This is a genomic window from Clostridium sp. AM25-23AC (genome assembly GCF_003435125.1).
GTDB lineage: Bacteria > Bacillota > Clostridia > Lachnospirales > Lachnospiraceae > Pilosibacter > Pilosibacter fragilis.
In genome coordinates, this window is record NZ_QWGI01000026.1 from 1 (window position 1) to 25258 (window position 25258).

Annotated in this window: 29 protein-coding genes and 2 pseudogenes; 6 read left to right on the forward strand and 25 right to left on the reverse strand. The window is 42.9% G+C overall.

The annotated features are described in order from the left end of the window. The 4 genes and pseudogenes from DW677_RS13935 to DW677_RS13960 all read right to left on the reverse strand — a co-directional run. Window positions 1-948 (reverse strand): annotated as a pseudogene (locus DW677_RS13935) (IS256 family transposase); the annotation flags it as partial. A 59-nt stretch (window positions 949-1007) separates the two neighbouring features. Then, complete coding sequence (locus DW677_RS13940; protein ID WP_117567615.1) at window positions 1008-1274, reverse strand: hypothetical protein; 267 nt, start codon at window positions 1272-1274, stop codon at window positions 1008-1010. 673 nt (window positions 1275-1947) lie between these two features. After that, entirely contained in the window at window positions 1948-2493 is a 546-nt protein-coding gene (locus DW677_RS13950; RefSeq protein WP_118297794.1) for a hypothetical protein, read from the reverse strand. A 295-nt stretch (window positions 2494-2788) separates the two neighbouring features. Further along, window positions 2789-3157, reverse strand: a complete 369-nt coding sequence (locus tag DW677_RS13960) for a hypothetical protein (protein ID WP_147324967.1) — start codon at window positions 3155-3157, stop codon at window positions 2789-2791. Window positions 3158-3353: 196 nt separating this feature from the next. On the opposite strand from DW677_RS13960, the gene DW677_RS13965 reads away from it, so the two are divergent. Further along, the gene (locus DW677_RS13965) at window positions 3354-3890 is read left to right on the forward strand and encodes a sigma-70 family RNA polymerase sigma factor (protein ID WP_117567620.1); all 537 of its coding nucleotides are present in this window, start codon (window positions 3354-3356) and stop codon (window positions 3888-3890) included. Window positions 3891-3917: 27 nt separating this feature from the next. Here DW677_RS13965 and DW677_RS13970 read toward each other — a convergent pair whose 3' ends face one another. Next, on the reverse strand, window positions 3918-4154 hold the full coding sequence (locus DW677_RS13970; RefSeq protein ID WP_117567621.1) for a BhlA/UviB family holin-like peptide: 237 nt from the start codon (window positions 4152-4154) through the stop codon (window positions 3918-3920). A gap of 202 nt (window positions 4155-4356) precedes the next feature. On the opposite strand from DW677_RS13970, the gene DW677_RS13975 reads away from it, so the two are divergent. The 4 genes from DW677_RS13975 to DW677_RS13990 are packed head-to-tail and all read left to right on the forward strand — an operon-like array spanning window position 4357 to window position 6417. Next, on the forward strand, window positions 4357-4719 hold the full coding sequence (locus tag DW677_RS13975) for a helix-turn-helix transcriptional regulator (RefSeq protein WP_242992180.1): 363 nt from the start codon (window positions 4357-4359) through the stop codon (window positions 4717-4719). Further along, on the forward strand, window positions 4713-5252 hold the full coding sequence (locus DW677_RS13980; RefSeq protein ID WP_117567623.1) for a sigma-70 family RNA polymerase sigma factor: 540 nt from the start codon (window positions 4713-4715) through the stop codon (window positions 5250-5252). Before DW677_RS13975 ends, DW677_RS13980 begins: the two co-directional genes overlap by 7 nt. Next, on the forward strand, window positions 5245-5931 hold the full coding sequence (locus DW677_RS13985) for a DUF4367 domain-containing protein (RefSeq protein WP_117567624.1): 687 nt from the start codon (window positions 5245-5247) through the stop codon (window positions 5929-5931). Before DW677_RS13980 ends, DW677_RS13985 begins: the two co-directional genes overlap by 8 nt. 36 nt (window positions 5932-5967) lie before the next feature. Then, window positions 5968-6417, forward strand: coding sequence for a hypothetical protein (locus DW677_RS13990; protein WP_117567649.1), 450 nt, complete (start codon window positions 5968-5970; stop codon window positions 6415-6417). A gap of 121 nt (window positions 6418-6538) precedes the next feature. On the opposite strand, the gene DW677_RS13995 is transcribed toward DW677_RS13990, so the two are convergent. Then, window positions 6539-7537, reverse strand: coding sequence for an SH3 domain-containing protein (locus DW677_RS13995; protein ID WP_117567625.1), 999 nt, complete (start codon window positions 7535-7537; stop codon window positions 6539-6541). A gap of 90 nt (window positions 7538-7627) precedes the next feature. Beyond that, a complete protein-coding gene (locus DW677_RS14000; protein ID WP_147324968.1) occupies window positions 7628-8293 on the reverse strand; it encodes a hypothetical protein in 666 nt (221 codons plus the stop codon). Window positions 8294-8699: 406 nt separating this feature from the next. Here DW677_RS14000 and DW677_RS19200 point away from each other — a divergent pair, with 406 nt between their 5' ends. Next, the gene (locus DW677_RS19200) at window positions 8700-9704 is read left to right on the forward strand and encodes a phage tail tip lysozyme (RefSeq protein WP_015552609.1); all 1005 of its coding nucleotides are present in this window, start codon (window positions 8700-8702) and stop codon (window positions 9702-9704) included. A gap of 54 nt (window positions 9705-9758) precedes the next feature. Here DW677_RS19200 and DW677_RS14010 read toward each other — a convergent pair whose 3' ends face one another. From DW677_RS14010 to thiD, 18 genes and pseudogenes are all read right to left on the reverse strand, one after another. Then, on the reverse strand, window positions 9759-10730 hold the full coding sequence (locus tag DW677_RS14010; protein WP_015552610.1) for a hypothetical protein: 972 nt from the start codon (window positions 10728-10730) through the stop codon (window positions 9759-9761). 197 nt (window positions 10731-10927) lie between these two features. Further along, window positions 10928-11296: a hypothetical protein gene (locus DW677_RS14015; RefSeq protein ID WP_117567627.1), complete on the reverse strand. Its 369-nt coding sequence runs from the start codon at window positions 11294-11296 to the stop codon at window positions 10928-10930. Window positions 11297-11837: 541 nt separating this feature from the next. Then, window positions 11838-12125: a hypothetical protein gene (locus DW677_RS14025; RefSeq protein WP_117513893.1), complete on the reverse strand. Its 288-nt coding sequence runs from the start codon at window positions 12123-12125 to the stop codon at window positions 11838-11840. A gap of 49 nt (window positions 12126-12174) precedes the next feature. Beyond that, window positions 12175-12585 carry a hypothetical protein gene (locus tag DW677_RS14030; protein ID WP_117567629.1) on the reverse strand — a complete coding sequence of 137 codons (411 nt, stop codon included), beginning with the start codon at window positions 12583-12585 and terminating at the stop codon, window positions 12175-12177. Further along, window positions 12578-13024 (reverse strand): hypothetical protein, encoded by a 447-nt coding sequence (locus DW677_RS14035; protein ID WP_117513889.1) that lies wholly within the window; start codon window positions 13022-13024, stop codon window positions 12578-12580. Before DW677_RS14035 ends, DW677_RS14030 begins: the two co-directional genes overlap by 8 nt. Window positions 13025-13512: 488 nt before the next feature. Continuing rightward, a pseudogene (locus DW677_RS14040) lies at window positions 13513-13832 on the reverse strand (TfoX/Sxy family protein). Between the two features lie 13 nt (window positions 13833-13845). Beyond that, the gene (locus DW677_RS14045) at window positions 13846-14292 is read right to left on the reverse strand and encodes a DUF6198 family protein (protein WP_242992181.1); all 447 of its coding nucleotides are present in this window, start codon (window positions 14290-14292) and stop codon (window positions 13846-13848) included. After that, complete coding sequence (locus DW677_RS18365; RefSeq protein ID WP_147326972.1) at window positions 14195-14491, reverse strand: hypothetical protein; 297 nt, start codon at window positions 14489-14491, stop codon at window positions 14195-14197. The genes DW677_RS14045 and DW677_RS18365 overlap by 98 nt, the downstream gene beginning before the upstream one ends. A 187-nt stretch (window positions 14492-14678) precedes the next feature. Further along, the gene (gene fliB / locus DW677_RS14050) at window positions 14679-15854 is read right to left on the reverse strand and encodes a flagellin lysine-N-methylase (protein WP_117567630.1); all 1176 of its coding nucleotides are present in this window, start codon (window positions 15852-15854) and stop codon (window positions 14679-14681) included. 73 nt (window positions 15855-15927) lie between these two features. Beyond that, window positions 15928-16443, reverse strand: coding sequence for a hypothetical protein (locus DW677_RS14055; protein ID WP_117567631.1), 516 nt, complete (start codon window positions 16441-16443; stop codon window positions 15928-15930). A gap of 181 nt (window positions 16444-16624) precedes the next feature. Next, on the reverse strand, window positions 16625-18337 hold the full coding sequence (locus DW677_RS14060; RefSeq protein ID WP_117567632.1) for an AAA family ATPase: 1713 nt from the start codon (window positions 18335-18337) through the stop codon (window positions 16625-16627). A gap of 152 nt (window positions 18338-18489) precedes the next feature. Further along, entirely contained in the window at window positions 18490-19026 is a 537-nt protein-coding gene (locus DW677_RS14065; protein ID WP_117567650.1) for a methylated-DNA--[protein]-cysteine S-methyltransferase, read from the reverse strand. Window positions 19027-19154: 128 nt separating this feature from the next. Continuing rightward, window positions 19155-20378, reverse strand: a complete 1224-nt coding sequence (locus DW677_RS14070; RefSeq protein ID WP_117567633.1) for a hypothetical protein — start codon at window positions 20376-20378, stop codon at window positions 19155-19157. Between the two features lie 563 nt (window positions 20379-20941). Then, window positions 20942-22090, reverse strand: coding sequence for an ABC transporter substrate-binding protein (locus DW677_RS14080; protein WP_347473196.1), 1149 nt, complete (start codon window positions 22088-22090; stop codon window positions 20942-20944). A gap of 113 nt (window positions 22091-22203) precedes the next feature. Beyond that, the gene (locus DW677_RS14085) at window positions 22204-22944 is read right to left on the reverse strand and encodes an ABC transporter permease (RefSeq protein ID WP_117485407.1); all 741 of its coding nucleotides are present in this window, start codon (window positions 22942-22944) and stop codon (window positions 22204-22206) included. A gap of 68 nt (window positions 22945-23012) precedes the next feature. Then, window positions 23013-23765, reverse strand: a complete 753-nt coding sequence (locus DW677_RS14090; protein WP_117567634.1) for an ABC transporter ATP-binding protein — start codon at window positions 23763-23765, stop codon at window positions 23013-23015. 1 nt (window position 23766) lies between these two features. Further along, the gene (gene tenA / locus DW677_RS14095; RefSeq protein WP_117485368.1) at window positions 23767-24429 is read right to left on the reverse strand and encodes a thiaminase II; all 663 of its coding nucleotides are present in this window, start codon (window positions 24427-24429) and stop codon (window positions 23767-23769) included. Then, window positions 24426-25235 carry a bifunctional hydroxymethylpyrimidine kinase/phosphomethylpyrimidine kinase gene (thiD, locus tag DW677_RS14100; RefSeq protein ID WP_015554066.1) on the reverse strand — a complete coding sequence of 270 codons (810 nt, stop codon included), beginning with the start codon at window positions 25233-25235 and terminating at the stop codon, window positions 24426-24428. The genes tenA and thiD overlap by 4 nt, the downstream gene beginning before the upstream one ends. Window positions 25236-25258: the final 23 nt, after the last annotated feature.

Genomic DNA, 25258 nt, shown 5'->3' on the forward strand with positions numbered 1-25258 from the left:
ATTTCGGACTCCATTTTTCTGTCACACGGTCTAAAGCAGCCAGAGCCTTCTGCTCATCAGCAGCCTGATAGATGGTTTTTAAATCTGTAGCGAAAGCTTTCTTGTCTTTATCCGGAACGTATTTCAGCGTATTTCTTACCTGATGGACAATACACCTCTGATATTCTGTCTTTGGAAATGCCGCCGAAATCGCTTCTTTAATGCCTGTAAGGCCGTCTGCATAGATAATCAGGATATCTTTAACCCCTCGATTTTTTAGTTCATTTAAGACAGAAAGCCAGTATTTCGCACTTTTATTGTCACCAATCGTGATGGTCAATACTTCCTTTTTGCCCTCTGTGTTAATGCCCAGAATTACATAGGCTGCAAGTTTACGAATCACTCCGTTGTCCCGCACAGAATAGTGGATAGCATCAATGTAAAGAATCGGATACACGTTGTCTAACGGTCGATTCTGCCAGTCTTCAATCTGCGGAAGTATCTTATCTGTTACATCAGAAATAAAACTCTCAGATGTTTCAAAGCCATAGATATCTTCAATCGTTTCCGAAATTTGGCGTGTAGTCATTCCTTTGGCATACATGGAGATAATCTTCTGGTCAATGTCAGAAATATCCTTCTGACGCTTTTTGACAACCTGTGGTTCAAAGGTGGACTTTCGATCTTGTGGTACTTCGATTTCCATAGAACCATACCACTGTTTACCTGCTTGCGTTTATAGCCGTTTCGATAATCGTCGTTGTCAGAACGCTCGGATTTCTCATATCCGAGATGGTCATCCATTTCTGCCTCCATCATTTCCTTGAGGGTGCCGCCAAGGAGATCTTTAAGAGCATCCTGGATATCTTCAGCAGTCTCAATATCGTATTCTTCGAGAAGCTGACGAATGATATTTCTTTTTCCATCGGTCATTTGTACTCTGTGTACAGGTTTCTTTTGTCTTGCCATAATAAAAGGCCCTCCTAATGATATTTATTTTATCATAGAAGGACCTTATGATGGTTATTTTACAGAAAAAGTTTCACAGGCTCTCCTTGTATCAAACCATACAGACTCACTCCGATCATAACCACTGCAAGTCCAACAAACACCGAATAAACCACCTTGCTTCCCCTGGATTCCGTATTTCTAATGCAAAACACAAGATAACAGATCCAGACAATATAAGCGACAAACAACAGGCCGCTCATATAAAAAAACATCGCCAAAAAGAACAGAGTATTAACCACCTTCATGCCATTCTCAGAAAAAAGGATCTCTTTTATTTTCCTCATAGCCCTCGCCTCCATAAATTTTGCCGATGTATCCTCTCTTTACCAAAGTTTCATTCAATAATCGATAAAACCGCTCCAGTTCAAGATCCATCTATGATCAACCGTGTTCTGGACTTTCGACAGTTAAAATGTGCGTTGTTAGACTCATAAACAATAATCAAAGTGCTGTCATTAACTTTTGATCATTTATCTAATATCCCACTTCTATACTTAAAATTAAATGGGAAATAATATATCTCAGTCGTGTTTTTTCCTCCTATTGAGTTCCATATATAAATTTTGTATGTGAAACTGGAATAGACAATAGTCCCGCCATCCTCAAATACTTGTTTACTCCATGGAAAAAATAAAAACCAGGAAACAATAAGAGTTATTACTACCGTCCATAGTATACAATGTTTTTTCATTTTGTCCCCCCCATTTTTGTTGTATGTACATCAAAGTGTTTCCACTCTCTGGATATGCAATATTCAGAATTTCTTATACTCTCAGATTAGCGTCCAGGTCTGTGCTCAAAAGCAAACAGGATACTTAGGAAATGATCCATCACCCGCCGGAATATGTATTGCATAACAGTCAAACCAGTCATGTTCTGATCCAGGACAATAATATACAGAATTCCCTCCAATATCTTTTTTAGTGAATATGTTCGGATTGCTTTCTATTACAGCGTTCAGCTGTTCTTCCCGTTGTCTGAATTGCATGTCGCCAGCTTTACCTGGAGCTTATTGCTGTCTATCTCGCATTCATATGTTACTGCTAAATAACTCTTTGCCACGGAAGCTTTTTTATCCAAAGCGCTGAATGATTCATTACCTGAATTACTTTCCTTATTAGGATCAAGCACAAAGACAGGCGTGCTGTTGTTTGCAAAAAAATCCACGATGGAATCATACTCCGTGTTTTCTATGGATTCTGTGATATTCTCATCTTCACCACTTTGAAGTGTTTCGGATGGCTCCTGTACATTGCGTGCTCCGCAGCCTGTTAATGTTAAGCCTGCTGCCAGGATAAAGATAATATATAGGCGATGTAAACGGTATAAACGAACAATCCCCGCCACAAACCAAATCACAGCAACTAAGACAATGCTATTCGATAAAAGATTTCCTCTAATTACCCGAAAATAAGTTAAAGCTATTCTTAAATATATACCTGCTAAAATACAGCCCAGTCCGAAGAGAAAAACTCGCCATGTTTTTACTGATTTATTTGTCATAAAAACTCCTATTCTCCCAGGGGCATTATCTCAACAATGCACTGCTAATTATATTTTCCCTCCGTCTCATTCAATGATCGATAAAATTGATCTAACACAGAATCCATCGATTCATCCATGACATATTTTTGTCTGTTCACCGTAACATTTCCCCCTGAAAAACGATGTCATATTGGTGTGTTTTTGTTGATATAATAGTTCTTTTACTCCAGCCATTTGAATGGGCGATCGATAATACATATCGCTTTTTTCTGCACGCAGATCATTGAGTTTCGTTATTTTCCCTATGTAGATTCTATGTTTCATGAAAGTACTCTTTTAGTGCGGAAAGGTTAATAAAATTGACCATTTTCTTTAATGCACTGCTTTGAATACGTTTTAACGTCCGTTCGGATCTTTCGCATCCTGGTCCGCTTTTTTCAGCAAAAAACATCATAGTTTCCGACCATGTGTGATGATAAACCAGATGGGTTTCTATTACGAATCTCTCATTCCGACTTAAAATATTTAATGTTTCTTCGATGATCCTGAATTGAGCATTTCCCTTGTATGAATGATTTTCAGAACTATCTTTTGATATTTCTGAATATTCCTCCAACAAAGAATCCTGTATTTGTGCTGCATGAAGCTGGCGCAGTAGTTTTTTTAGCTGTATTTCTGTCATTTTCCTCAACATATTCCTTTCCCTTTTTTATGATAAACACCTTTTCCCGCCATTTTTCTACAAGTGACACAAAAATGTCCCTTTTTTGTCACTTACAAAACCTCCAGAAGAACGCTATAGTAAAAGAAAGAAAAATTTCTAATTTCAGTTTCTGATTTCCACTTTTATTCCTTTTTACATTAAAAAAGGAGTAAAAATGGGAACTACTATATCTGCTCTCGTCAAAGGGTATTTAGACACTGGAGAAGAGAAATATTTTGAAGAATTGTTGGAGCGTTTTTCTCCATTGATAAAAGCATACGCAAGGAAACTGTATTATCTGGAATACGATGATAGCTTACAGGAATTAAGCCTTGCTTTGTACGAAGCTGTCAGAAAGATACCATCAGCAGATGATGAACATGGCTGCATTTCTTACATAAACAGGTCAGTTGTCAACAAGTTTACGAAACTTTACCATAACAGCGTAGAGATCCAGAATATGCAGGCCCATTCTGTTCCTTTGGATGATTCCGATGGCCATGATTACCAACACGATTATGAGGCTGATAACTGCATTTCCCTCGTTGACTTAGAAAATTCCCTGAAAAGCAAATTGCCAATAGAACGGAAAATTCTATCTCTGCTTATTCAGGGCTACAGCAACAAGGAAATTGCTGCCCGGCTTGGATACACAAAACAATACATAAACCGTATTAAAAAGCGTATCTGGAATATGGATTCTCCCAGATAAGCCGCTCAAAGGCGGCTTTCTGAAAAATTATTCTCTGGGCTGCGAAGCACATTGGGTACATAAGGTATCCAGCTTGCTGTTTATCTCATTGACAATAGAAAATTTCTCTGTCAGTTCCAGCAGCAACTCGCGGTACTCTTTCTCCCTTGCGTCCTGTAACTCATCCAGCTTGTCATTTTTCTTGATTGTATAGAGCAGCAGGAAAACAAACAGGACAGCCCATACCCCTTGCGACTGTATCAACTGAGTCAGAACTGCCTCCATTTTGGACCACCTCCTTCTTTTATTAGATATGTGTTAATAAGAAAACTGTCCAAATTATGGAAACCGCAGTGCAAAAATTTTTCTTCAATCACAACAAATAGTATTATTTGTATAATCATTAGTTGTTTCAACATAAAATGTAATTTCTGTATACTTTAAGGGCACAACTAAAAGTATTATATCTTTAACAAACAGGAGTTACATGATGGACAAAAAAGCCTTTGGGAAACAATTACAACTCTACCGAGAACGTGCCGGATACAGCCAGGAGGCACTGGCGGAACAGATCGAGTGCAGCACCATTTTCATTTCCTATATTGAACGCGGTGAAAAATCTCCCAGCCTGGACACGCTGGTCAAACTGGCAAATGCCCTTGATATCTCTGTTGATATTCTTTTTGGGAAAGAATTGAAAAACTACACCTCAGAAAAGTTAAAATACATTGAAAGCCAGCTTAAAAACCTCCCTTCTTTAGAACAGCAGAAAGTACTGGATATTATGGATTCTGTAGTCGCTGTCGAACTAAGCTACCATAACGAAAAGGGGCTGCAGAAAAAATGTTGATTTTAGTATTTGACACATCAGAAGACAGGGATAAATTCGTCATTTTGTATGAGACATACGGCAAAACGATTTACTATACATTGAGCCGCTATAATTTTGATGAACACACAAAAGAGGATTTATCCCAGGATATTTACATAATTCTTGCTGTACATCTGGATAACATTGATATAACTAACCATAAGAAAACACAAAACTACATCATTACGATTACACGCAATTACTGTAAAAATTATCTGCGCAACACGAACAGGCACCCGGAAGATTTTCTGGATGAAATTCCAGAACCACAGACAGATGAAGATGGGATATTGGATTATCTTATCACCAAGGATCGGAACAACCGGTTAATTGAGGAAGTCAATAAACTAGATGATATTTACAAATCCGTGTTGGAACTGAAATATATCAACGAATTTTCTAATGATGAAATCGCGTCATTTATGAAAATCAAGAAAAAGACTGTAGAAATGCGGCTTTATCGTGCAAATCTAATCCTACGTGAAAGATTAAAGGAGCAAGGAGATGTATAATGAATTTGAAGATGAAATTTGGGAATCCTTTTTAAAGGCTGCTGTTATTGAGAACAGCCTGAATGAGATAAAAGACTATCCATCTGAACAAGAGATAAACGGTATCTCCCTTCCTGTGCATTATGATTTAAGAATGCGCAAAGTCATTAAACGATACCGTTTCCGCAAAAATATAAAAATTTCCTTACGGTATGGAAGAAAAATAGCTTCTATCATCCTTTTAATTTTAGGGATTAGTTTTACTGCCATGCTATTCTCTGAAGATGTGCGGGCTGCTTGCCGAAATGTAATTGTAAATATATATGAAAAATACATACAATTTGATTATGTATCAAGCAATTCAGAAACCGTTGAAGACTTAGAATGCACCTATCTCCCGGATGGATATTACCTGTTCGAATCAAAAAAAGATGAATATGGATTGCAGCTAAAATATAAAAATGGTTCTGAAGATACGATTGAATTATTTGTTTATTTTTACAATTCTACAACCCATATTGATAATGAGCATTACAAGGTAAGCGATATTCAAATCAAGGAAAATCCTGGGAAGTTTTTTGAATCCACGGATGCTTACTTCATGAACCAGATTACATGGCATACAGAACAAGGCGCTTTTCGCCTGTCCTCTTCACTAGAAAAGGATATTATGATAAAAATTGCAGAAAACATAAAATAATCTGTAGAAGATAATGCTGTTATGGTGTTTATTATTATGAAAACAAAAGCATTTTTAACTGCAGGTTTAACTGCCATATCCCTGTTATCGGCATTTCCCACAATGACAGCATTTGCCGGAAGTTCTTCCATCCCTACGTTCAACGCGTCTATAAACGCGGAAAATGTAAGCCCACGATATCGCTTTATTCAAAGTGCAACCATTGCTGTACACCCGAACAAATCAGAAACCGTGTATACTTTGGACATAAGCGGAATAGAAACTGTTACTTCCGTATCCGGTACAGCCACTTTGTATAAGAAAAATTCCTCCGGGAATTATGTAAAAATCGATTCAGAAGAACTTAGTTTTCGCGGAAGCTCTGTCAGTTACAAGGGACATTTAACATCCAGCGGCTCTGGAAGTTACAAGATCGAGTTTGTCGGAACTGTATACACTGCCACAGGCAGTGAATCTATTACCATCTCTAATACCAGTTCTTATTAAAAAAACTTAGAAAGTTTCATGCTGCAAAAGAAAGACACTTTCAGTTCACTGGAAGTGCCTTTCTCTTTTTACCGAATTAATTCACATATCGAAACAACGGACCAAATGGTATTATATTTCTTCAATGGCTAAACACGTAACCGCTATATCCCTGATAGGCATTTTCGGTCTTATAATTCTCCACAACCCGGTATTTGCGGTCAGGTGTTGTTGTGTCATACTGGCTCATATACACTCCGTCATCATCTACCCAATAGTAATTACTATTGACTTCAGACTTAATATAACACTCCACAAACAGATAACCATCCGGGCCGAAACAATAATCCTTTCCAGCAATGGTTTTCCATTCGCTTTTTGGATATATGTAACCTTTCTCAACATACCACCATCTATTGTTATCGTTATAGTCCTTTACCCAGCCCTGAACATAATTGCCGCTGATCCATCCATCGCTGAAATGGAACCAAGAATCTCCGTTAATCAATACACGGCTGGATGCCTGAATCTCCGCACCAGTATTTAACTTTTTTACAATGGATGCATTAGTGTTGGGAGAGGTTCTGACATTTACATTCGTTCCCTGTACGGTCAATTTCGCAGAGATTGCAATCTCTTCCATCGGTTCGATTGCCCCATAAGTCGGACGTGCAAAGGCAACAATTTTATAACCGCTTCCATTCATGCTACGCGTTCTGCGCATAACCGCACCGCCATCTGCAATATTCCCGCCTGTGTTCCCCTCAACCGTATCATAAGAGCCATCGTTATTACGCTTAATTACCAGACCAGCATGATTTACATTACGGTTGCTTGCTGCGCTGGATGTCTTAATCAAGACAATATCGCCTGCCTGTCCCTGTGAAAACAGGCGCCCATCGTTGTAATGAGAATAAACAAATTCTGTAGATGCGGTCTTTTGACCATCGCAAAATACAGAGGAGGCATTACACATCCGGAAGACATCCCACAAAAAAGTAACGCACCATGGATATGCCTCTCCTTCAACTTCCTCTCCATAATAATCTGTATTAAAAATAACATTATTACTTCCAGGCGGCGATTCACTAACTCCTTCAAATTCTAATGCTTTGCTAATAATAGTATCAATTAATGACATAATAAAAGCTCCTTTCATCGATATGTTATTTTTATAACCGGTTACATCAACTAATAAGGAGCTTTTGCTCAAAACAGAAACTACATAAATCTATTTTTTGCTATTATTTCCGTAATAATCTCTATAAAAGAACCGAAGCAGTTCTTCCAACTGAGTTAACTGCTCCATAACATCGTCATCATCTAAACTGGATGTTCCCATGTAAATCCTCTGTGTTGTATCAGATAAAATTTTTCCCATCTGGTAGTATTTTCCATATCCGTTATTTTTATCGGCAAATTCTGAATAGATTGTCTCCTCATAATGTCCATATTTTATTCCTCTTTCCAGCAGCTCTGTGCTGGAAAAGTAATCCGGATATTGTTCCTTTATAAATAATTTTGCATCTGTATCCCTTTTGTTTGCTTCCTCGTTATCGATTGCTTCCACAATATAATAACGGTCTTGATCTGCATCAGTTTCTGCCTGTTTCAATAACTGTTCTATTCTTTCTTCTGATGCTTCAGTTGGTTCTTCCATATACTCCGCTTCTGATAAACCCGCTGTTTCAGATGGTTCTTCTAATGCTAAAAGAACCTCTTGTTCTAAACTCGATTCTTTTGTAGCGGGAATATCAAATTCTTCTGTTTCCGTTTGGAGTATTACTGATTGTTCCTGAGACTGTTGTAAGGTGTTTTCCTCGATCCGATTCGTATCTCTCGAACATGCAGTTCCAAGCATACAAACTCCTAAAGATACAATTAATAATTTCTTCATTTTATCTCATCCTCTCATTTTTTATTATTATAAAACCATTTAGTTTATTGCACCAGTGACAAAATAATGACAAAATTTCAGTTGTTAATATAATACTTAAAGTTATAGTATCATAACTTATTTGTCTCTTCAAGCAAAAATTATCTGACTTGGTAGTCAATATTTGCTCAGATTTAGGAATATCTGCCTGCCCAGAACTTAAAACAGATGGTACAGAACCTTTACGTTTCATTGACTTTGGCAGTACGCTTGAGTTTTTCATAAATAAATGATCTGATGCAAAATCCTTTAAATCTCATTTTCAAGATTTAAAGGATTTTTTGTGTGTCAGTTTCCATTTTCTTAATTTTCCCCTTATTACCAGATGTACGCGTACAAAGCAAAAACAAATTAGGAGGAAATAAAAATGGCAACTTGGTATAAGATTAATGCAAGTGCAAAGTTAACAGTTCGAGCGGATAGCCTTAATGTTCGCTCAGGCCCACAGCTGTATGACTTTGTTAAATCGGTGAAAGCCGGTGAAGTAGTTCAGGCAACCGAACGCGCCTTGATCAGCGGAGATCCCTGGTTTCATATCAGTGACGGCTGGATTAGTGGTAAGTATGTTGAGGGTTGGGTAAAAGATAACAATAACAATAATAGCTGGTGGTATGTAGAAAAAAATTACGGATATCCGTCTGCCACTTGGAGAACCATTGGCGGGAAGGATTACTGCTTTGGAAAAGACGCTTATCTGTTTGTTTACTGCTATATTAAAGCAGCAGATGGCGTAAATTATTACTGGGTAGATGATGATGGTGTCTACATGCCCGAATATACTACAAAAACACCTGACCGCAATAAATACAGAGTTGTTGAGAACTATGCCACAGAAAATGCATACTCAGGAGCTGCTCCATCGGCCGATAAAGTCTATGCCCGTAATGACTATCAAACTGAAAGCCAGATGAAAGTAAATGCTCAGTATATTTTGAATTACCTGAGAGCTAAAGGGTGGACAAAGAATGCTGTTTGCGGTATGCTTGGAAATATGCAGTCTGAGAGCACAATCAGTCCCGGCCGTTGGCAGGATGGTGACGCAGGCAATATGAATTTGGGGGTTGGCTTAACTCAGTGGACAAAAGCAACAAAATTATACGATTGGGCTGCTAAGAATAATCTGTATCCGCTCGACATGGATACTCAGTTAAAGCGTATTTTATTTGAGGTAACTACAACCGATCCCAATGAGATACAGTATACGCCTAAGTCCCCACAGTATCCTCTTACGTTCCAACAGTTTACTAAGTCAACACAAACGCCTTACGACCTTGCTTGTGCGTTCTTGCATTGCTATGAAAAACCAAAGAATTCTCAGCAGGATGCAACGCGAGGAGCCCAGGCAACTGAATGGTTTAACGCGTTATCTTAAAATGGAGAAGAGAGACCGGATCATCCGGTCTCTCTTCTTTAAGAGGAATCGTATTTATTCATTCCAGTAAATTTGCTCTGGCAAATAATAATCCTGTATGTCACTGTACAAAAGTTCAGCTTCAAAATGGTCGCTCCCAGACGCATGTATCGCAGGCATGCTAAGAACAATTCCCTCAGGTTTTAAAAAGCACCTCATACTGTCAGCATTAGTAAAGGGACTTGGTAATGTATATTCTGAAGTTTGTAATTTCAGCATCTCTGAAAATTTTTCCTCACTGTATGAAGTAATTGGATCAGAGGGAAAAAAAGCTTTCTCAAAAAATACCTTCTCAAATTCCGCATTGACTGTATATAAATCCTTTAGGGTAATTAATTCTAACGATGTTAGATCTATATTGAGAGCATATAAGTCAGTAGTTGGAAATTGACTTACCTCTATGTCAGTATTCCCCCAAAAAACAACACTAATTATTTTTGAATTTTGTAAGGTAACAGCGGATTGATAGTTTACGTCTATCCTCGGGTTTTCTGGAAAGAGCGAAGGGTCGAGGGATGCCATATCCTGTACTTTGGCCAAAATCAGTGAATTTATTTCTTCAGCTTTACTTCCATAGAAAGCTGGATATTGGATTTTAATGGTACTATTCTGATTTGGTGCTTTTGTATATAGTCTCATCTCATATGTATTTTCAGATGTAACCTCAGATGAATTATTTGCCGTGTCATTTTTATGAAGTGCATCGGTTTTTGTACGATCTCTTTCTTCTACAGAAGCTGCTGCTGATCCTTCCATATGCTCCGGCTCTGACAAACTTACTGTTTCAGCTGGTTCTTCTGACAATAAAATTATTTCTTGTTCTGAACTTGATTCTTTTGTAGACTGAATCTCAATTTCTTCTGTTTGGAGCATTACCGATTGTTCCAGAGGCTGCTGTAAAGTATTTTTCTCTGCCAAATTATTATCTCTCGAACATGCAGTTCCAAGTATACACACTCCTAAAGCTACAATTATCAATTTCTTCATTCCAGCTCATCCTCCCAGTTTTCTATAATTATAAAGCCATTTAATATTTTGTACCAGTGACAAAAAAGTGACAAAATTGCAGTTGTTTAATATAATACCCAAAGTTATAGCATCATAACCTATTCGTCTTTTCAAGCAAGAATTATCTGACTTGGCAGTCAATATTTACTCGGAGTTACAAGGAACTAATGTAAATGTCAGAACTGCCCCCAGACTGATTCGTTGTCAAAACACTCAATACAGGTACGGTAATTCAGACCACCGATCGTGTACTGATTAACGTAGATCTTTGATTCCATTTCAGTGATGGATGGATCAGCGACAACTATGTTCAGAGCTGGGTAAAGGATCACAACGATAATAATCGATGGTGGCATGTGGAAAAGGGTTACAAATATCCTGTTGTTGCGTGGAAAACCATTGCCGGAAAGGACTATTGCTTCGGCATGGATGAGGGTTACCCCAGCAATACCTATTACCAGTATGATACCACCACACATGACCGCAAATATCGGGTTATAGAAAACTTTGCAGCTGAGAATGCTTATCAGGGTTAATACTAACAATTCTCTAAGCTCACTGACTTAGAATCATAGAACCGCCGCATTAAAGATTAATTTGCTCTTAATGCGGCGGTAACTCTTCCATAAAATCATCTGCACTGTTTCAATTATAATTCATTTCTGGATAATCCAAAGAATTATAATATTCTGCTAGTTCTGAATCTATGGATGAATCCAGTATATATTTTGTATGATTAATCGTAATACATTTTCCCGAAAAAATGATATCATATGTATATGTGTTCGTTGAGATAATAACTATAACCGTACAGATTCACTCCTATCATAACCACTGCAAGTCCAGCAAACAGTGAATAAATCACCTTATTTCCCCTGGATTCCGTGTTTTTAATACAATACACTAGATAACAGATCCATACAATATAAGCGACAAACAGCAAGCCGCTCCTATAAAAAAGCATTGACAAAAAGAACAGAGTATTAACCGCCTTCATGCCATTCTCAGAAAATATGATTTCCTTTATTTTCCTCATAGCCGTCACCTCCATACATCAAAGAGTTCCTGGGCGTTGCTTGCTCTGTATCATGTTAATGATAATCCTGCTGCCAGTATAAAGATGATACCAGTTTCTATCCTGCACCATTTATCTTTAGAACAAACATTCTTATTTCCAGGATATATCTTATTTAAATGATATAAACGAAAAATACCGGCTATAAACCAGATCACCGCAATCAGGACAATACAGTTAGATAAAAAATCTCCTTTTATTATTTCAAATGAGAGTAAAATTCTTTTTAGATACAGACTCACCAAAATACAGCACATTCCGAACAGAAAAACTCGCCATGTTTTTACTAATTTACTCATTGCAGGAACCTCCTGTTCTCTAAGAGTCCATTGTCACAATCATACACTGCTAATTATATTCTTCTTCCGTCTCATTCAGTGACCGATAAAACTGATCGAGTTCAGAATCTATCGATTCGTCCGTGACATATTTTAACCTGTTCACCGTAATATTCTCCCCACAGAAAATGATGTCATATTGGCGTGTTCCCATTGATATAATGGCTCTTTTACTCCATCCGCTCGAATTGATGATCGAGAACACAAATCTCTTTTTTTTGTTATTAAACATTCTCGTAAATTCTTCAATTTCCTGCTGATCCGTTATTCGCTTTTTATAAGGCGGGGACACAAGTATGATCTCTGCGACTTCTTTTGCATCCAGATCATTAAGCTTCATTAGCTTCCTAATGAAAATCAATGCACATATGAGCACCGGCAGGATAACGATATATCTTATTTTAATTTTTCTTTTACTCATACTGCCTCCTATCCGGGTGACTAAACAGACATATGGCTGTCAGAAAACCGACGATTGAAAATAGATAAACATGTTTGGGATATATCGTAAAAAAGGCATACATAATTGTTGTGGCAAGCGAATATGGTACGCATTGCAGAAATTGATGTATGACCATCGTACCCGTTCCAAATACATACACTACTGCGACAGCAGCAATTAAAACTAACAGCATCTTCTGCACTTTCTTATCAAGAACAATTTTACTCTTCGCAAGAATAAAATAACTCAGGAAATATCCTCCCAGAAAATAAGCGATTGGATAAAAATAGAACCACCAAAATACGATCTTCTCATAAGTAAAAGTTGTCCGCACACCCTCACGGACCTGCTTGTAGAACAGTAAAAGGAACAGATCAATCACAAATAATGCCAACATAACTTTCTCACGTTTCTTCATTGATGTCCTCCTCTCCCGGTACGCTCTATCTGGCAGTCTTCTCTTATTTAAATTATATTGCAATTCCAGTTTTTTTCAATATATTTCAATTTATCTTTATAATTCGTAATATATTATTTATATTTTAGTTAATTATCTGTAAATTATCCCCTGACATCCCCATAAGACCTTCTCATCAATCTCCCCCTATCCCCTCTGCCAAAAAAATTCTCTCTTTCGAGGTACACTCCCACCGCATTCCTTCCATTCAGCCACCTCCCAGCGCAGAACTGCCTCCGGACACGGGTGCATGGATTTTCGGGCATGGCTTCCTCTTGGCTCGTGGGAGAATGCGTTGGAGGAAATGGGACACTTGTCTGAGCGAAGCGAGTTGTGTCCCATTTTCTCCGCCCTTAGCATTCTTCCGCAAGCTTAGAGGAACCGCCCGGAAATCCCCGGCACCCGAGGCCGGAGGCAGTTCTGTGCGTACCTCTCGATTTAATTTTTACCTAATTCTTTTTCTTCACCTTCGGCGCCAGCAACTCCTCATACATCGCCTCAAACAGCCCAGTCAAAACTCCCGGTCATCAACCTCTTCCACCAGCAGCATCTCCTTCGCCCCATCATAAGGCAATTCATACCGGGCATCCGGCATATAAGAAACTGCCGATTTCACCGGCTTCACAAGGAGCCTGTCATCATAGATCCCACCGACGATCTTCCCGCGATAATAGAGAATATATTCCCCCATCATAGCCCGGTAAGTTACTTCTTCCAGACCAGATAACTGTTCCAGTATAAAATCTAAATACGCTTTACTCGATGCCATATCCCCAATCCTTTCACATCACACTCATCTCAATTTTCTTCTTCAAAAAATGATTAAACACCGCAATCACTCTCCCCGTACATATCATAGCCACAACCGTTCCGATCCCGATCCCCACGATATGTCCGGCTCCGATCATACCAATAACAATAGAGATCACAATCGCAGAAAAATCAAACAGATTCTTTCCAAATCCCATGTTCTTTCCGCACTTTTCCCCGAGTACTCTCGCCAGACCATCTGCCGGGTTCGGAACGATGTTGACATCGACGGTGATAGCCGCTCCGATTCCAGTCAGGATGATTGCCAGAACCAGGAGCGCCAGGCGCATTCCGAGCTGATCCGGAGACGGCAGGATTCCGTCAAAAATCGTGATAAAGGCGCTGGTCAGGTAACTTGCCGCTATCTGTAAAAGCTGAAACGGCGGAAACTTCCCTTTTAACAGGATGATCTGCAGCAAAATAAAGATCAAATACGGCGGCAAACACCGCCTTTCCCGTCTCAAATCCCCAGATCTGTGCCACCGCATAGGGCATCGAAATAATCGGAGAGACACCGAGCTTCGTCTTGGTGTTCATCGTGATTCCACACGCCAAAATTACAATACCGATCAGATACATGCTGATCCGCAGTATCATTTTCTTTTGTTTTTCCTGCATAGTTTTATCCTCATTTTCTTAACAAACAATACCCTTATTATAACACCAGGCGAAAAGAACGGATGATATTCAAAAGCAAATTTACAATTTTATAAGTTATAACTGATAAAATACAAATTTCAGCCCAAAATATCAGTTACACCTTATAATTACAAACTGCATTACTCCAGAAAAGAATAAATGAGCTTTATTCCTCCTCCAACATACATCCTTCCGGCGCATACATCCCAAACAGCCAGTCCTCCAGCACATTCAGGTTATCATCGGAGTGCTCGATCTCCCTCGCGTACCGCCAGGAGATCTCCTCCACATCCTGCATGGACAGTTTTTTTCCATTTTCCAGCCACCGGACGATCAAAAATTCCTGGATCCACCGGGCGGAGAACAGCGCCAGCTCCATCTTGGAACAGACCATATCGTCATAGACTGCCCCGCAGAAATATGTATAGACAAAGAACATTAAAAGCTGCTCACCCAGATTTTCCCACTCTTCTTTATGGCTGCTCATCGCCCCATACATCCGGTGAAATTCCTCGCAGATCTTAAAATATTCCTCTTTGCTTCCCTGATACAGCCACTTTTCCGCTCCGTCAAGCACCTGATCCCACTCCGGGCGCAGACGTTCCAGACCGTAAAGCACCTGAAGTTCTTCCTTCTGCCACTCCCACTGATGAAAAGATGCCGCATCCACGCCCTTTTCTGAGAGACTTTCCGATATAAACTCCCGCAAGGTTCCCTCCCTGTGATGGCGTTCGCATTCCTGAAGCAGATCATCGATCTCAAACTCTCTTCCTTCCTCCATACAGATCTGGTATCTCTCCGCCAGCTGCTCGCACGCTGCCATACGCAGTGTCAGCGGCAGATTTCGATCCTGTAAAACAGAGAAAAGAACATCTCTGGTGTCTTCCAGTCTCGAAAACATCATAAAATCAAACTCGTCAAAATCATCTTCCTCGTCCGTCTCCTCCTCTATGAACCGCACCGGCTCCTTGCAGGAAAGAATGATCTTCGCCGCCTCCGGGCAGGAAAGGGACAGGGATAATTCCCTTAGTCCCTCAAATTCCTCCGTGTGTCTCGGATAAAGGCGGCAGGTATCGCAGAGCGCGTCCGGTCCCAGTGCCTTATAGAGATCACACAGATTCTCATCATTCAAAAACGCGCACCGCCTGTCATTCTGACAGAAGCACTCCTCTTCCCAGTTGATCGAATTATGCAGACGTTTTCCAAACTCCCCCTGCACGCTTTTATACTTCTCAAGAGAATCCTCATCGATCATGATCTGCCATCCCGCGCAGCAGGTATCCGGGCAATCTCCGGCTGTACAGACAAATTTATCGTAAAAATGTGGTTTTAAATATCGCATCGTTTATTTTCCTTTCTGAATCACATAACTCTCCAACTGCAGCTTTTCTTCCGTCGCATATCTGCGTCTGCCGTTAATGATATTCCCTGTAATAATCATCCGGATCTCCGTACTGTAAAACAGCTTCCTGCTGCTCCTCATCACTCAGACTCCTCATAAACAGCCAGTTTTCCTCATACATATAATGCGGATACCGGAATCTCGTTCTCACAAATGTATTCGTTACATACAGGGCAATGTGTTCATCATACTGTTCCACTTTCTGCTCAAATCCAAGACTGTAAAGAAACCAGTTCCATGCAAAAAACAGGAACAAAAAAACTGCCGCCACGATCACCAGTATCCTGATAATCCTTCTCATCCAGCCGTCGAATTTCTTTCTGTTCCACGCCAGCAAAAAAAATGTCCCCGCTGTCAGCACGATCTGCCAGAACGCGCAGAGCCCAAGTGCAATGGCGATCGCCCTGTCAGGGATATAATACCAGCCATCACGCAGCCATTTTTCGCCTGAAAAAAAGAGAATTGTGACCACACCGAACACACCTGCTGCAGTCAGCAGTATATAGAGCCATTTTTTCTGTATCTTCATGCCGCACCTCAACGCAATCTAAATTCTTCCGCTACCATAATATCATAAAAAACAGGTGTAATGCAAAATTTTCACATTTCTACACTACACCCATCCATCATTAACACCAATCAATTATAAAAAAGAATATACTTTGACACATTCGGACGTCTTACACGGTTGTTTGTAACCCCCTGCATCTTCACCGAGAACAGTTTCCGGAAACCATCGCTTTACAACGTTTCTTACAGAAGGCAATTCCGTAAAGAGTGATATCTTTTCGACCATCATTTAAAAGATATTCCTGATAACGCCGGTCATTGATCTGATCCAGCGCCGCCTTGCAGGCCTGCTCCATCTCATCGTAATCCTTCGTGTATTTCAGTTCCACAACAATGCCTGCATTCGGATCTTCCGTTTCCACGATAATATCCGCAAATCCCTCTCCTGCCTCAATATTAGATTTCACAAGCCAGTCTGCGTTCCCCGTTAAAATACCCACGAGAAGATTATGGTATGAGATTTCTTTTTTTTCTTCTCCAGTTTTTATGTCAAAAACACTGATGGAATTGCTCATGATCCGATTAAGATACATCTCAACTCCATCCGTATTTCCCTCTTCAAAAGCTTTCCAGAAAGCAGTTAGCTGCTTCGTATTGCTGAAAATTGATTTTTTAAACCACTCCTGGATCTGCAATTTAAACACTTCACGGATCTCCCGGTTTGGAATCACGAGCCTGTACGCGCCATCCTCTGTCATTCCCGTCTGTGTGAGATATCCAGTGGTAAATAGAACACTCCAGAGATTTTCGATGCTGTTATCGATCTCATCATAAGTGAGATCAAGACGGAGCATTTTTTCAATTGCATTCCCGGCAATCAACTGTTCGATCTCATTCCGGGTTGTTCTGTTTGCCTTGTCTACAAAGCGCTTTACAAGGTCATTTCCGCTGGTATTGATCCAGTATGCTTCCGGTCTTGCATTCGGATCGTCCTTAATTCGGTCGATATGATTAATGACATCCCACGGACAGTACACGTCAACATTGCCAAAACGATAACCGTCGTACCATTCCTTCGTTTCCGAAAATCTCGCTTCCAGATGATAATCTGTGAGAATCTTCTGTACTTCTTCGTCCGTAAAACCAAACTGTTCATCAAACCGCGAATCCGTAATCGACAGGATCTTAAAATTATTTAATCCCGTAAAAATACTCTCTTTAGAAACCCTGAGACATCCAGTCAATACTGCAAAGGCTAAAGCCTCATTTGTTTTCAGTGCCCTTCCGAACATCGCCCGGATCAGAGCGACCATCTCCCGATAATAACCATGCTGAAAGGCCTTATCAAGCGGTACATCATATTCATCGATCAGAATAACCGTCTTCTGATTAAAATGCTTATACAGAAGTTCGGAAAGCGTCTGCAGAGAGCCGTACAGTACATCATCACTCATCTGATAATGTCCATCTGCAAATGCTGTCAACACTCTGTACTTTTCCCTGTCACGGTCCGATAAATTTGTGTCCTTTGCCAAAAAAGGAAACCTCTCTGCCTCCCTCGCAATGAGTTCGACCATCTGATATTTCGCTGTATCAAAATTCAATCCCTCTGCATTTTTTAATGAAAGAAAGATCACCGGATATTTTCCCATATGTTCAGAACATATCTTTTCATTTGATGAAATATGGAGCCCATCAAAAAGCGACCGGTCCGTCCCGATTTCAAAAAAGTACTTTAGCATACTCATATTAAGTGTTTTTCCAAAACGGCGAGGACGGGTGAATAAATTGACTTTCCCCCAATTCGAAAAGAGCTGCTCGATCAGGCTCGTCTTATCGACATAGTAGAATCCATTTCGACGGATCTTTTCAAAATTATCGATGCCAACCGGCAGTTTTAAAAATTCATCCATGATATCAGCTCCTTCCGTTGCTTTATAGCTAATTACACTTTATCAGAAATTTATTATGAAAGCAATCGCTATCCATCTTTACAATAGATAAAGCTGTCGTTCCGCAAAAAATTGCCGCAACGACAGCCCTGCTGTTTATTCATATTTTCCCGCTACAGCGCCGTCCCTTTCTTCGGCACAAACATCCCAGACATATCCGTCCGTTCCAGTTTCAGCAGCCCGATCTTCTTCTCGATTCCGCCCGCATACCCAGTGAGGCTGCCGTTCGTTCCGACCACCCGATGGCACGGAATCAGGATCGAGATTGGATTATGACCGACCGCGCCCCCAACAGCCTGGGCAGACATGGTCTTTTTCCCCGACATCTCAGCGACTTTCCTGCCGATCTCCCCGTATGTCATGGTCTTTCCATACGGGATCATAAGCAGGATCTTCCATACCTTTTTCTGGAACTCTGAGCCCTCCGGCGCCAGCGGCGGAAGAAACTCCGGTTCTTTCCCGACAAAATAAAGATCCAGCCACTCTTTCGTCTGCTTCAAAACAGGCGTCTCCTTATCTTCCGTCTCTTTCTTATCCAATCCAGAAGCAAAGTACTTCTGCCCCTCAAACCAGACTCCTTTTAATACGTCATCATCCGCCGCCATATAGATCATTCCAAGCGGTGAATCATAGTGTGATACAAAGATCATATCCTCGTTCCTCCCAAATATATCCTCTGCAGCAGTCATTCCGCAGTTTCTTTACCTGTCACATGATTTCCAAGTTTCTGAATCTATCATACCACGTTCTCCCAAAACTTCTTTGCAAAAATGGAAATCTAATTTGCTCTCTTTCCAAGCCACACAGCCACCCCGAAATGCACCAGGCAGACCGCTGCCCCCAATACAAACACCCACTCCGGACCGACAAACTTCCAGACAGCTCCTAAAAGCCCGGAGACCGTCACTGCCAGCACATGATCCACACTCAGGCCGAAGGACAGGTTCTCCATCACGTCCGCCGGAGAGTCGCTGAGTTTTTTCATTAACATCACATGGACCGCGTTAAAATGATCCGCGATCATAATAAAAATATATGCCGTGAACGCAAAGATCTGCTCCACTCTCCCCGTAAACACACCTGACGTGATCCCATGGACTGCCCAGGCCGCATACAGAAAGATCGCCCCGATCGTCACACTCTCCAGAACAAGTCCCTTTTTCACACCATACCGATCGAGAAATTTTCCGATCTGCGGAGCAAACATACTGCTGCCAAAATGCGCCACGATTCCAAGAAGCGCCACCGTATCTGCCCCCATCGCAAGGAGCTCGATAATGATCCACGGTGCAAACACCAGACGCATCCGTTTCTGGAAACCATAAACCCCCGTAACGATATAATAAGGAATGTATTTCTTCTTAAGCGGCAGTCCTTTTTTCTTCTCATCATGCTTCCGCACATCAAGGGCCGGAACCTCTCTTCTCAGTCTCCACAGGAAGAATAACGCCGCCGCAACGACTACAAGTGACACGCAGAACGACGGAACGACCGATCTGTCCGCCTGGAACCAGAACGCCCCGTACCGGAACCCGATAAATACAAGCAGCGATGCCGCCATGGACCCCATCGTCGCATATCCCCGGTATTTTCCGAGAAAGGTCCCTGTCTTTCCCTCATCCGCGAGATCCATCGCGATCGCATCCCGGACCGGCATGACAATATGATCCCCGAGAGAATAGGTAAACACAAACAGCTGCATTAAGAGATATCCCGGAGATAAAAGACCAAGGACAAACATTCCCACCGCATACAGGCAGAAACTGATCATCGCCAACGTCAGATTTCCACATCCCGACAGCGCCGTGATCACAAACACTCCCACAACTCCCGGCAGCTCCCTCGGGATCTCCAAAAGCCCCCTCTGCACTGAGTCCACCTGATACACGCCCTTAAAATAATTCGAGATAATACTGCCGCCAAATCCGTTCGCAAACGTAAACAGGACGAAAGCGATCAAAAACAGCCGCCTTGCCCTCTCCTTCTTCATCTGTTCCGCCATAACCTTCCTCCCATTTAATCTCGTCAATATCCAGCACAGGACTGCCTCTGGACGCGATGCCTGATTTTCAAAAACCGAAACAGTACAGTTTTCCTCCATCCAGACATCTCTTTTTTTCTTCGAAAAAACATTATCTAACCTCAATTATAATACATATCTCTCATATGAACAAGCGTTCTTTCCCACAGTAACAACCAGATCATACATCCTCCAGGTCTATCCTTACGCCTCCAATCCCCAGCGCAGGTCAGTCTCCAGAACCTGGTGCCTGATTTACAGGCCTGGCTTCCTCTTGGCTCGCAGGAAAATGCGTTGGAGGAAATGGGGCGCTTGTCTGAGCGAAGCGAGTTGCGTCCCATTTTCTCCGCCCTTAGCATTTTTCTGCAAGCATAGAGGAACCGCCTGGAAATCGACAGCCCCAGGAGCCGGAAGCTGGCCTGCGCGTACTTCCGCCAAGTTGACTCAACCTCTCTTTTCCTGACTCAAGCCAACAAAAATACCGGAACAGCAGTCTCCCCGCCATCCCGGTATCTCTCAATTCCTATAAGATTTCCCCAAGGAACCTACTCCCCGAGGTCCACCATCACATCAGAAACCTCAACCTTCTGATCGATCAATCCACTCTCAAGCATCCAGTCGATGTTCTCCTGCCAGCACTCCTCCGTCTGTGTCAGGAACGGAACATCCTCCGTCTCCATAAGCGGCAGCAGAGTCTCACAGGATTTCTCCTCAACGCTCTGTGTCAGCGGGAAATTCTCCTCATTCTGGTTGTTCATGAGGATCGCGAGGCAGCCGTCCGGATCCTTCTTGAAATCCTCGAAGCCCTTTGCGGAAGCTCGAAGGAAACCCTTTAAGACCTCCGGTTCCTTCTCGATCAGATCATTGTTCGCGAGGAACACTTCCTCATAATAATTCGGAATGCCATACCCGTTTGCCATGAAATAGTTGACGTCAAAGCCCTCTTCCTCCATCTGCGGAACCTCGTGGTTCACAAGACAGCCGATGGTGGCATCCACGTTGCCGGTAGTCATGGAGCTCATCAGGTCAAATCCAACGTCGATCAGATTTACATCTGACGCGTCCGCGCCCACATACTCCATCATGGTCTTCACAATAGACTCACTGAGAGCTGTTCCGCCGTATCCAACTGTCTTTCCGACAAGATCGGACGGGCTTGTAATGTTCTTATCCTTTAAAGAAAGTACAATGCTCAACGGAGACTGCACGATCGCACCGATGGACTTGATCTTCGTTCCCTGATTTGCAACCGCCTGGATCACATCCTGCTGATAATACATTCCGATCTCCGCCTTGCCGGCAGCGACAAGTGCCAGCGCGTCATTTGCGTTCGCCGGGAAGCGGACCTTCACATCAAGTCCTTCTTCCGCATAATATCCGCGCTCGATGGCGGTGTAGATAAAGGTGTGGATCGCGTTCGGATACCAGTCCAATACCACATTGACCTCACGGAGATCCTTTTTCTCATCAGAAGCAGCTGCTGTCTCTGCCGCGCTGCTGTTTTCCGCTGAAGCGGCTGCCGCTGCCGTCGTCTCCGCTGTCTTTGTCTCACTCTTACCGCAACCTGCAAGTACTGTCATACTGAAAGCCGCAGCCATCACCGCTGCAGCGATTCTCATTCCTTTTTTCATGTCATTTCCTTTCGTTATCAAAATAATTTGTCCAGTTCTTTCACTGGTCGGCCAGAATTTCATGTTATGCATTCCATAGATACTGATTCTGCCCAACTCATTTCCATATAATCGCAAAATTCTGCCAGGAGCTTGAACTTCCGCTTTCCAGACCGAAAGACAACTTCTGTCATTTTCTACTCATTTCTCCAGTGAATAATCCGTTTTTCAAGCAGTGTGACTACCCAGACAGCCGCCATCGCCGCCACCGATAACAATAAGATCGGTGCGAACACTCCGGCTCCATCAAGCTGTGTCATCATTCTCCTACTGAAGTATCCAAGTCCGCTCTGTGCTCCCAGCCATTCACCAATAGCTGCTCCGATGATCGATAACGGAACCGCCATCTTGATCGCCGAGAAAAAACAGGGCAGGACAGCCGGAACCTTTAACTTCATAAAAATCTGACGTTTATCCGCGCCAAAGGTAAAGAGCAGCTCTTCCATCTCCGTCTTCACCGACTTAAATCCGTCGAATACCGTGATCGTGATCGGGAAAAATGTGATCAGCACCGTCACAAGCACCTTGCTCCAGATCGTATATCCGAACCAGAGTACAAAAAGCGGTGCCAGAGCTGTCGTCGGGATCGTCTGGGACGCGATGATAAGCGGATAAAGTGCCTTTTCCGCTGTCTCGCTGGCATCCATCAGAACGGCCAGACCAAGGCCAAGAATAATGGAGATCAGAAGTCCGATCCCCACCACCGACATCGTTGCCGGAAGGTGTGCCTTAAATAACGGACCTCTAAGCTCCCAGAGCCGTACCACCACCTGAGTCGGTGACGGCAGGATATACGCCGCGTCGATCCCCATAGCCGCCGCCTGCCAGAAGATCAGCAGAGCTGCCACCAGAATCGCCGCCGGAAGATTCGTACTCAGAAAATTATGGGTCTGTCCGTGCGAAGCCCCGGAAGGAACCCGCGCATGATCCTTCTTCATCTTCTTACTCATGACGTCTCCTTCCTCAGCATACCGATCAGCTCCTCCTTCAGGGACAGGATCTCCGGTTTCCGAAGCTCGTCCCTGGATCTCGGATATTCTGCCGGAACATCAATGGCCCGCAGATGGGTGATCGGTGATTCCTCTACAACCAGGATCCGGCTGGACAAAAAGACCGCTTCCTCCACATCGTGCGTGATAAAAAGGACTGTCTTTTTCTCCCTCTCCCACTGCTCTAAAAGCCATTCCCGCATGGAGATCCTCGTCAGGTAATCGAGGGCTGAAAATGGCTCATCGAGAAGCAGAAGGTCGGAACCCGTGAGCACCGTTCTCGCAAACGCCGCTCTCTGGCGCATGCCGCCGGAAAGCTCCTTCGGCATCTTGTCACCCCAGTCCTTAAGACCAACCGATTCCAGCGCCGCGTCCGCTTTCTCTCTCATCTCCGTTTTCGAATATCCGCCCCGGATCTCCATCGGCAGCAGGAGATTCTCCCTCACGGTCCGCCATGGAAATAAAAGATCCTGCTGCGGCATGTATCCACAGTAGTTTCTCTTCCTCTCAATGGACTCTCCGTCCACCAGGATCTCGCCGGAAGCCGGCAGAAGAAGCTTGTTCACAAGTCGGAAGATCGTACTCTTACCACAGCCGGAAGCGCCGATGACGGACACGAATTCCCCGTCCTGTACATCGAAGGAAAGGTGGTCAATGATAGAGAAATCTTCCACATCATATTGAAAGCTTACATTGTCAAATTTCAGCATCCTACTGCCTCATTTCCCATGCCATATCCCAGAATGCCGCCTCGTAGCGGGAGCATGCTGTAAAGATGTCCACGAGATGCTGTTTCCGCTTCTCGGAATAGTCCTCCGTCAGGCGGTTCATCAGGTCTGCCAGCACCTCATTGTCCTCGTGGTAGGAATCGGACGCATATCCGCTGACCCATTCCCCATAGAACTCATGCTTATCTGCAGCCGGATACTCCGCAAGGATCTTCTTCGCGATAAACTCATAGCTCAACGCGCAGGAAAGGATCGCCGCCATGACCTCCGCCTCTCCTTCCTCGTAAGCGACACGAAGCATATAAGAGGTATAGGACAGATTATCAAGAGCGACCGGTGTCTGCTCCGCCTCCTCCTTCGCGATTCCAAGTCTCGTCATGTACGCGCGGTGGATATCCATCTCACCGTCCAGGATCGAATGGGTATAACCCGCGAACAGGCGCATAGCGTCGAGGTTTTTCGCCTTCGCCGTTCCGATGGAAAATACCTTTGTATAGTCAAGAAGATACAGATAATCCTGTATCATATAATATTTGAATTTTTCATGATCCAGACTGCCGTCCGCGATTCCCTTTACAAAAGGCGTCTCGTTATAGCCGTCCCAGATCTCCTTTGTTGCCTCTAAAAGGCGTTCTGTCATCGTCATGCCTGTTCCTCCGCAAATCCTTTTCCGCGAAAATCAAATCCGTGATCCATCGGTCCGGATCCATGTCCGAGATCCAGCATGGCTGCCAGCGCTCCGGAGATGTAAGCCTTTGCGCGTTCCACCGCCGTATCGAGGTCATAACCCTTCGCCAGATTGGAGGCGATGGCGCTCGATAAGGTGCATCCGGTTCCGTGGGTGTTCGGGTTGTCGATCCGCTTACCGTTGAACCAGCGGTAGCTGCCGTCGCGGTATAACAGGTCGTTAGCATCATTCAACTGATGACCGCCCTTACAGAGGACCGCGCAGTGATAGGTCTCACTGATCTGTTTTGCCGCCGCGATCATGTCCTCGGCGGACTTTACTTCCATCCCTGATAAAACCTCTGTCTCCGGGATATTCGGGGTCAGGACTGCCGCCATCGGAAACAGGTATTCTTTTAATGTGCCGATGGCATCATCGCTGATCAGCTTTGATCCGCTTGTCGCCACCATGACCGGGTCCACAACGATATTTTCTGCTTTGTGTTCATGAAGCTTCTTTGCGATGGACTTGATCAGTCCCGCAGAAGAAACCATTCCGATCTTTACCGCGTCCGGACGGATGTCCGTAAATACGCTGTCGATCTCCTGTTCCAGGAATTCCGGTGTTACCTCGAAAATCCCCTGGACGCCGGTCGTGTTCTGGGCCGTCAGTGCTGTGATCGCGCTCATTCCGTATACTCCGTTTGCGATCATCGTCTTTAAATCGGCCTGGATGCCGGCGCCTCCGCTGGAATCGCTTCCAGCGATCGTTAATGCTGTCTTCATCATAAAAACTCCTTTCAGGCATC

Excerpts from the sequence above, each read along its gene's own strand:
- DW677_RS14065 (WP_117567650.1), bottom strand. The coding sequence starts at position 19,026 with ATGATCTTTGTATCACACTATGATTCACCGCTTGGAATGATCTATATG.
- DW677_RS19200 (WP_015552609.1), top strand. The coding sequence starts at position 8,700 with ATGGCAACTTGGTATAAGATTAATGCAAGTGCAAAGTTAACAGTTCGA.
- DW677_RS13970 (WP_117567621.1), bottom strand. The coding sequence starts at position 4,154 with ATGGAGGCAGTTCTGACTCAGTTGATACAGTCGCAAGGGGTATGGGCT.
- DW677_RS13990 (WP_117567649.1), top strand. The coding sequence starts at position 5,968 with ATGAAAACAAAAGCATTTTTAACTGCAGGTTTAACTGCCATATCCCTG.
- DW677_RS14080 (WP_347473196.1), bottom strand. The coding sequence starts at position 22,090 with ATGAAATTCTGGCCGACCAGTGAAAGAACTGGACAAATTATTTTGATA.
- tenA (WP_117485368.1), bottom strand. The coding sequence starts at position 24,429 with ATGACGATGACAGAACGCCTTTTAGAGGCAACAAAGGAGATCTGGGAC.
- DW677_RS13975 (WP_242992180.1), top strand. The coding sequence starts at position 4,357 with ATGATGGACAAAAAAGCCTTTGGGAAACAATTACAACTCTACCGAGAA.
- DW677_RS13980 (WP_117567623.1), top strand. The coding sequence starts at position 4,713 with ATGTTGATTTTAGTATTTGACACATCAGAAGACAGGGATAAATTCGTC.
- DW677_RS18365 (WP_147326972.1), bottom strand. The coding sequence starts at position 14,491 with ATGCAGGAAAAACAAAAGAAAATGATACTGCGGATCAGCATGTATCTG.
- DW677_RS14090 (WP_117567634.1), bottom strand. The coding sequence starts at position 23,765 with ATGCTGAAATTTGACAATGTAAGCTTTCAATATGATGTGGAAGATTTC.
- DW677_RS13950 (WP_118297794.1), bottom strand. The coding sequence starts at position 2,493 with ATGACAAATAAATCAGTAAAAACATGGCGAGTTTTTCTCTTCGGACTG.
- DW677_RS14060 (WP_117567632.1), bottom strand. The coding sequence starts at position 18,337 with ATGGATGAATTTTTAAAACTGCCGGTTGGCATCGATAATTTTGAAAAG.
- DW677_RS14035 (WP_117513889.1), bottom strand. The coding sequence starts at position 13,024 with ATGAAGAAACGTGAGAAAGTTATGTTGGCATTATTTGTGATTGATCTG.
- thiD (WP_015554066.1), bottom strand. The coding sequence starts at position 25,235 with ATGAAGACAGCATTAACGATCGCTGGAAGCGATTCCAGCGGAGGCGCC.
- DW677_RS14010 (WP_015552610.1), bottom strand. The coding sequence starts at position 10,730 with ATGAAGAAATTGATAATTGTAGCTTTAGGAGTGTGTATACTTGGAACT.
- DW677_RS13960 (WP_147324967.1), bottom strand. The coding sequence starts at position 3,157 with ATGACAGAAATACAGCTAAAAAAACTACTGCGCCAGCTTCATGCAGCA.
- DW677_RS14025 (WP_117513893.1), bottom strand. The coding sequence starts at position 12,125 with ATGAGTAAATTAGTAAAAACATGGCGAGTTTTTCTGTTCGGAATGTGC.
- DW677_RS14055 (WP_117567631.1), bottom strand. The coding sequence starts at position 16,443 with ATGAAGATACAGAAAAAATGGCTCTATATACTGCTGACTGCAGCAGGT.
- DW677_RS14000 (WP_147324968.1), bottom strand. The coding sequence starts at position 8,293 with ATGAAGAAATTATTAATTGTATCTTTAGGAGTTTGTATGCTTGGAACT.
- DW677_RS14030 (WP_117567629.1), bottom strand. The coding sequence starts at position 12,585 with ATGAGTAAAAGAAAAATTAAAATAAGATATATCGTTATCCTGCCGGTG.
- DW677_RS13940 (WP_117567615.1), bottom strand. The coding sequence starts at position 1,274 with ATGAGGAAAATAAAAGAGATCCTTTTTTCTGAGAATGGCATGAAGGTG.
- DW677_RS13995 (WP_117567625.1), bottom strand. The coding sequence starts at position 7,537 with ATGTCATTAATTGATACTATTATTAGCAAAGCATTAGAATTTGAAGGA.
- DW677_RS13965 (WP_117567620.1), top strand. The coding sequence starts at position 3,354 with ATGGGAACTACTATATCTGCTCTCGTCAAAGGGTATTTAGACACTGGA.
- DW677_RS13985 (WP_117567624.1), top strand. The coding sequence starts at position 5,245 with ATGTATAATGAATTTGAAGATGAAATTTGGGAATCCTTTTTAAAGGCT.
- DW677_RS14070 (WP_117567633.1), bottom strand. The coding sequence starts at position 20,378 with ATGGCGGAACAGATGAAGAAGGAGAGGGCAAGGCGGCTGTTTTTGATC.
- fliB (WP_117567630.1), bottom strand. The coding sequence starts at position 15,854 with ATGCGATATTTAAAACCACATTTTTACGATAAATTTGTCTGTACAGCC.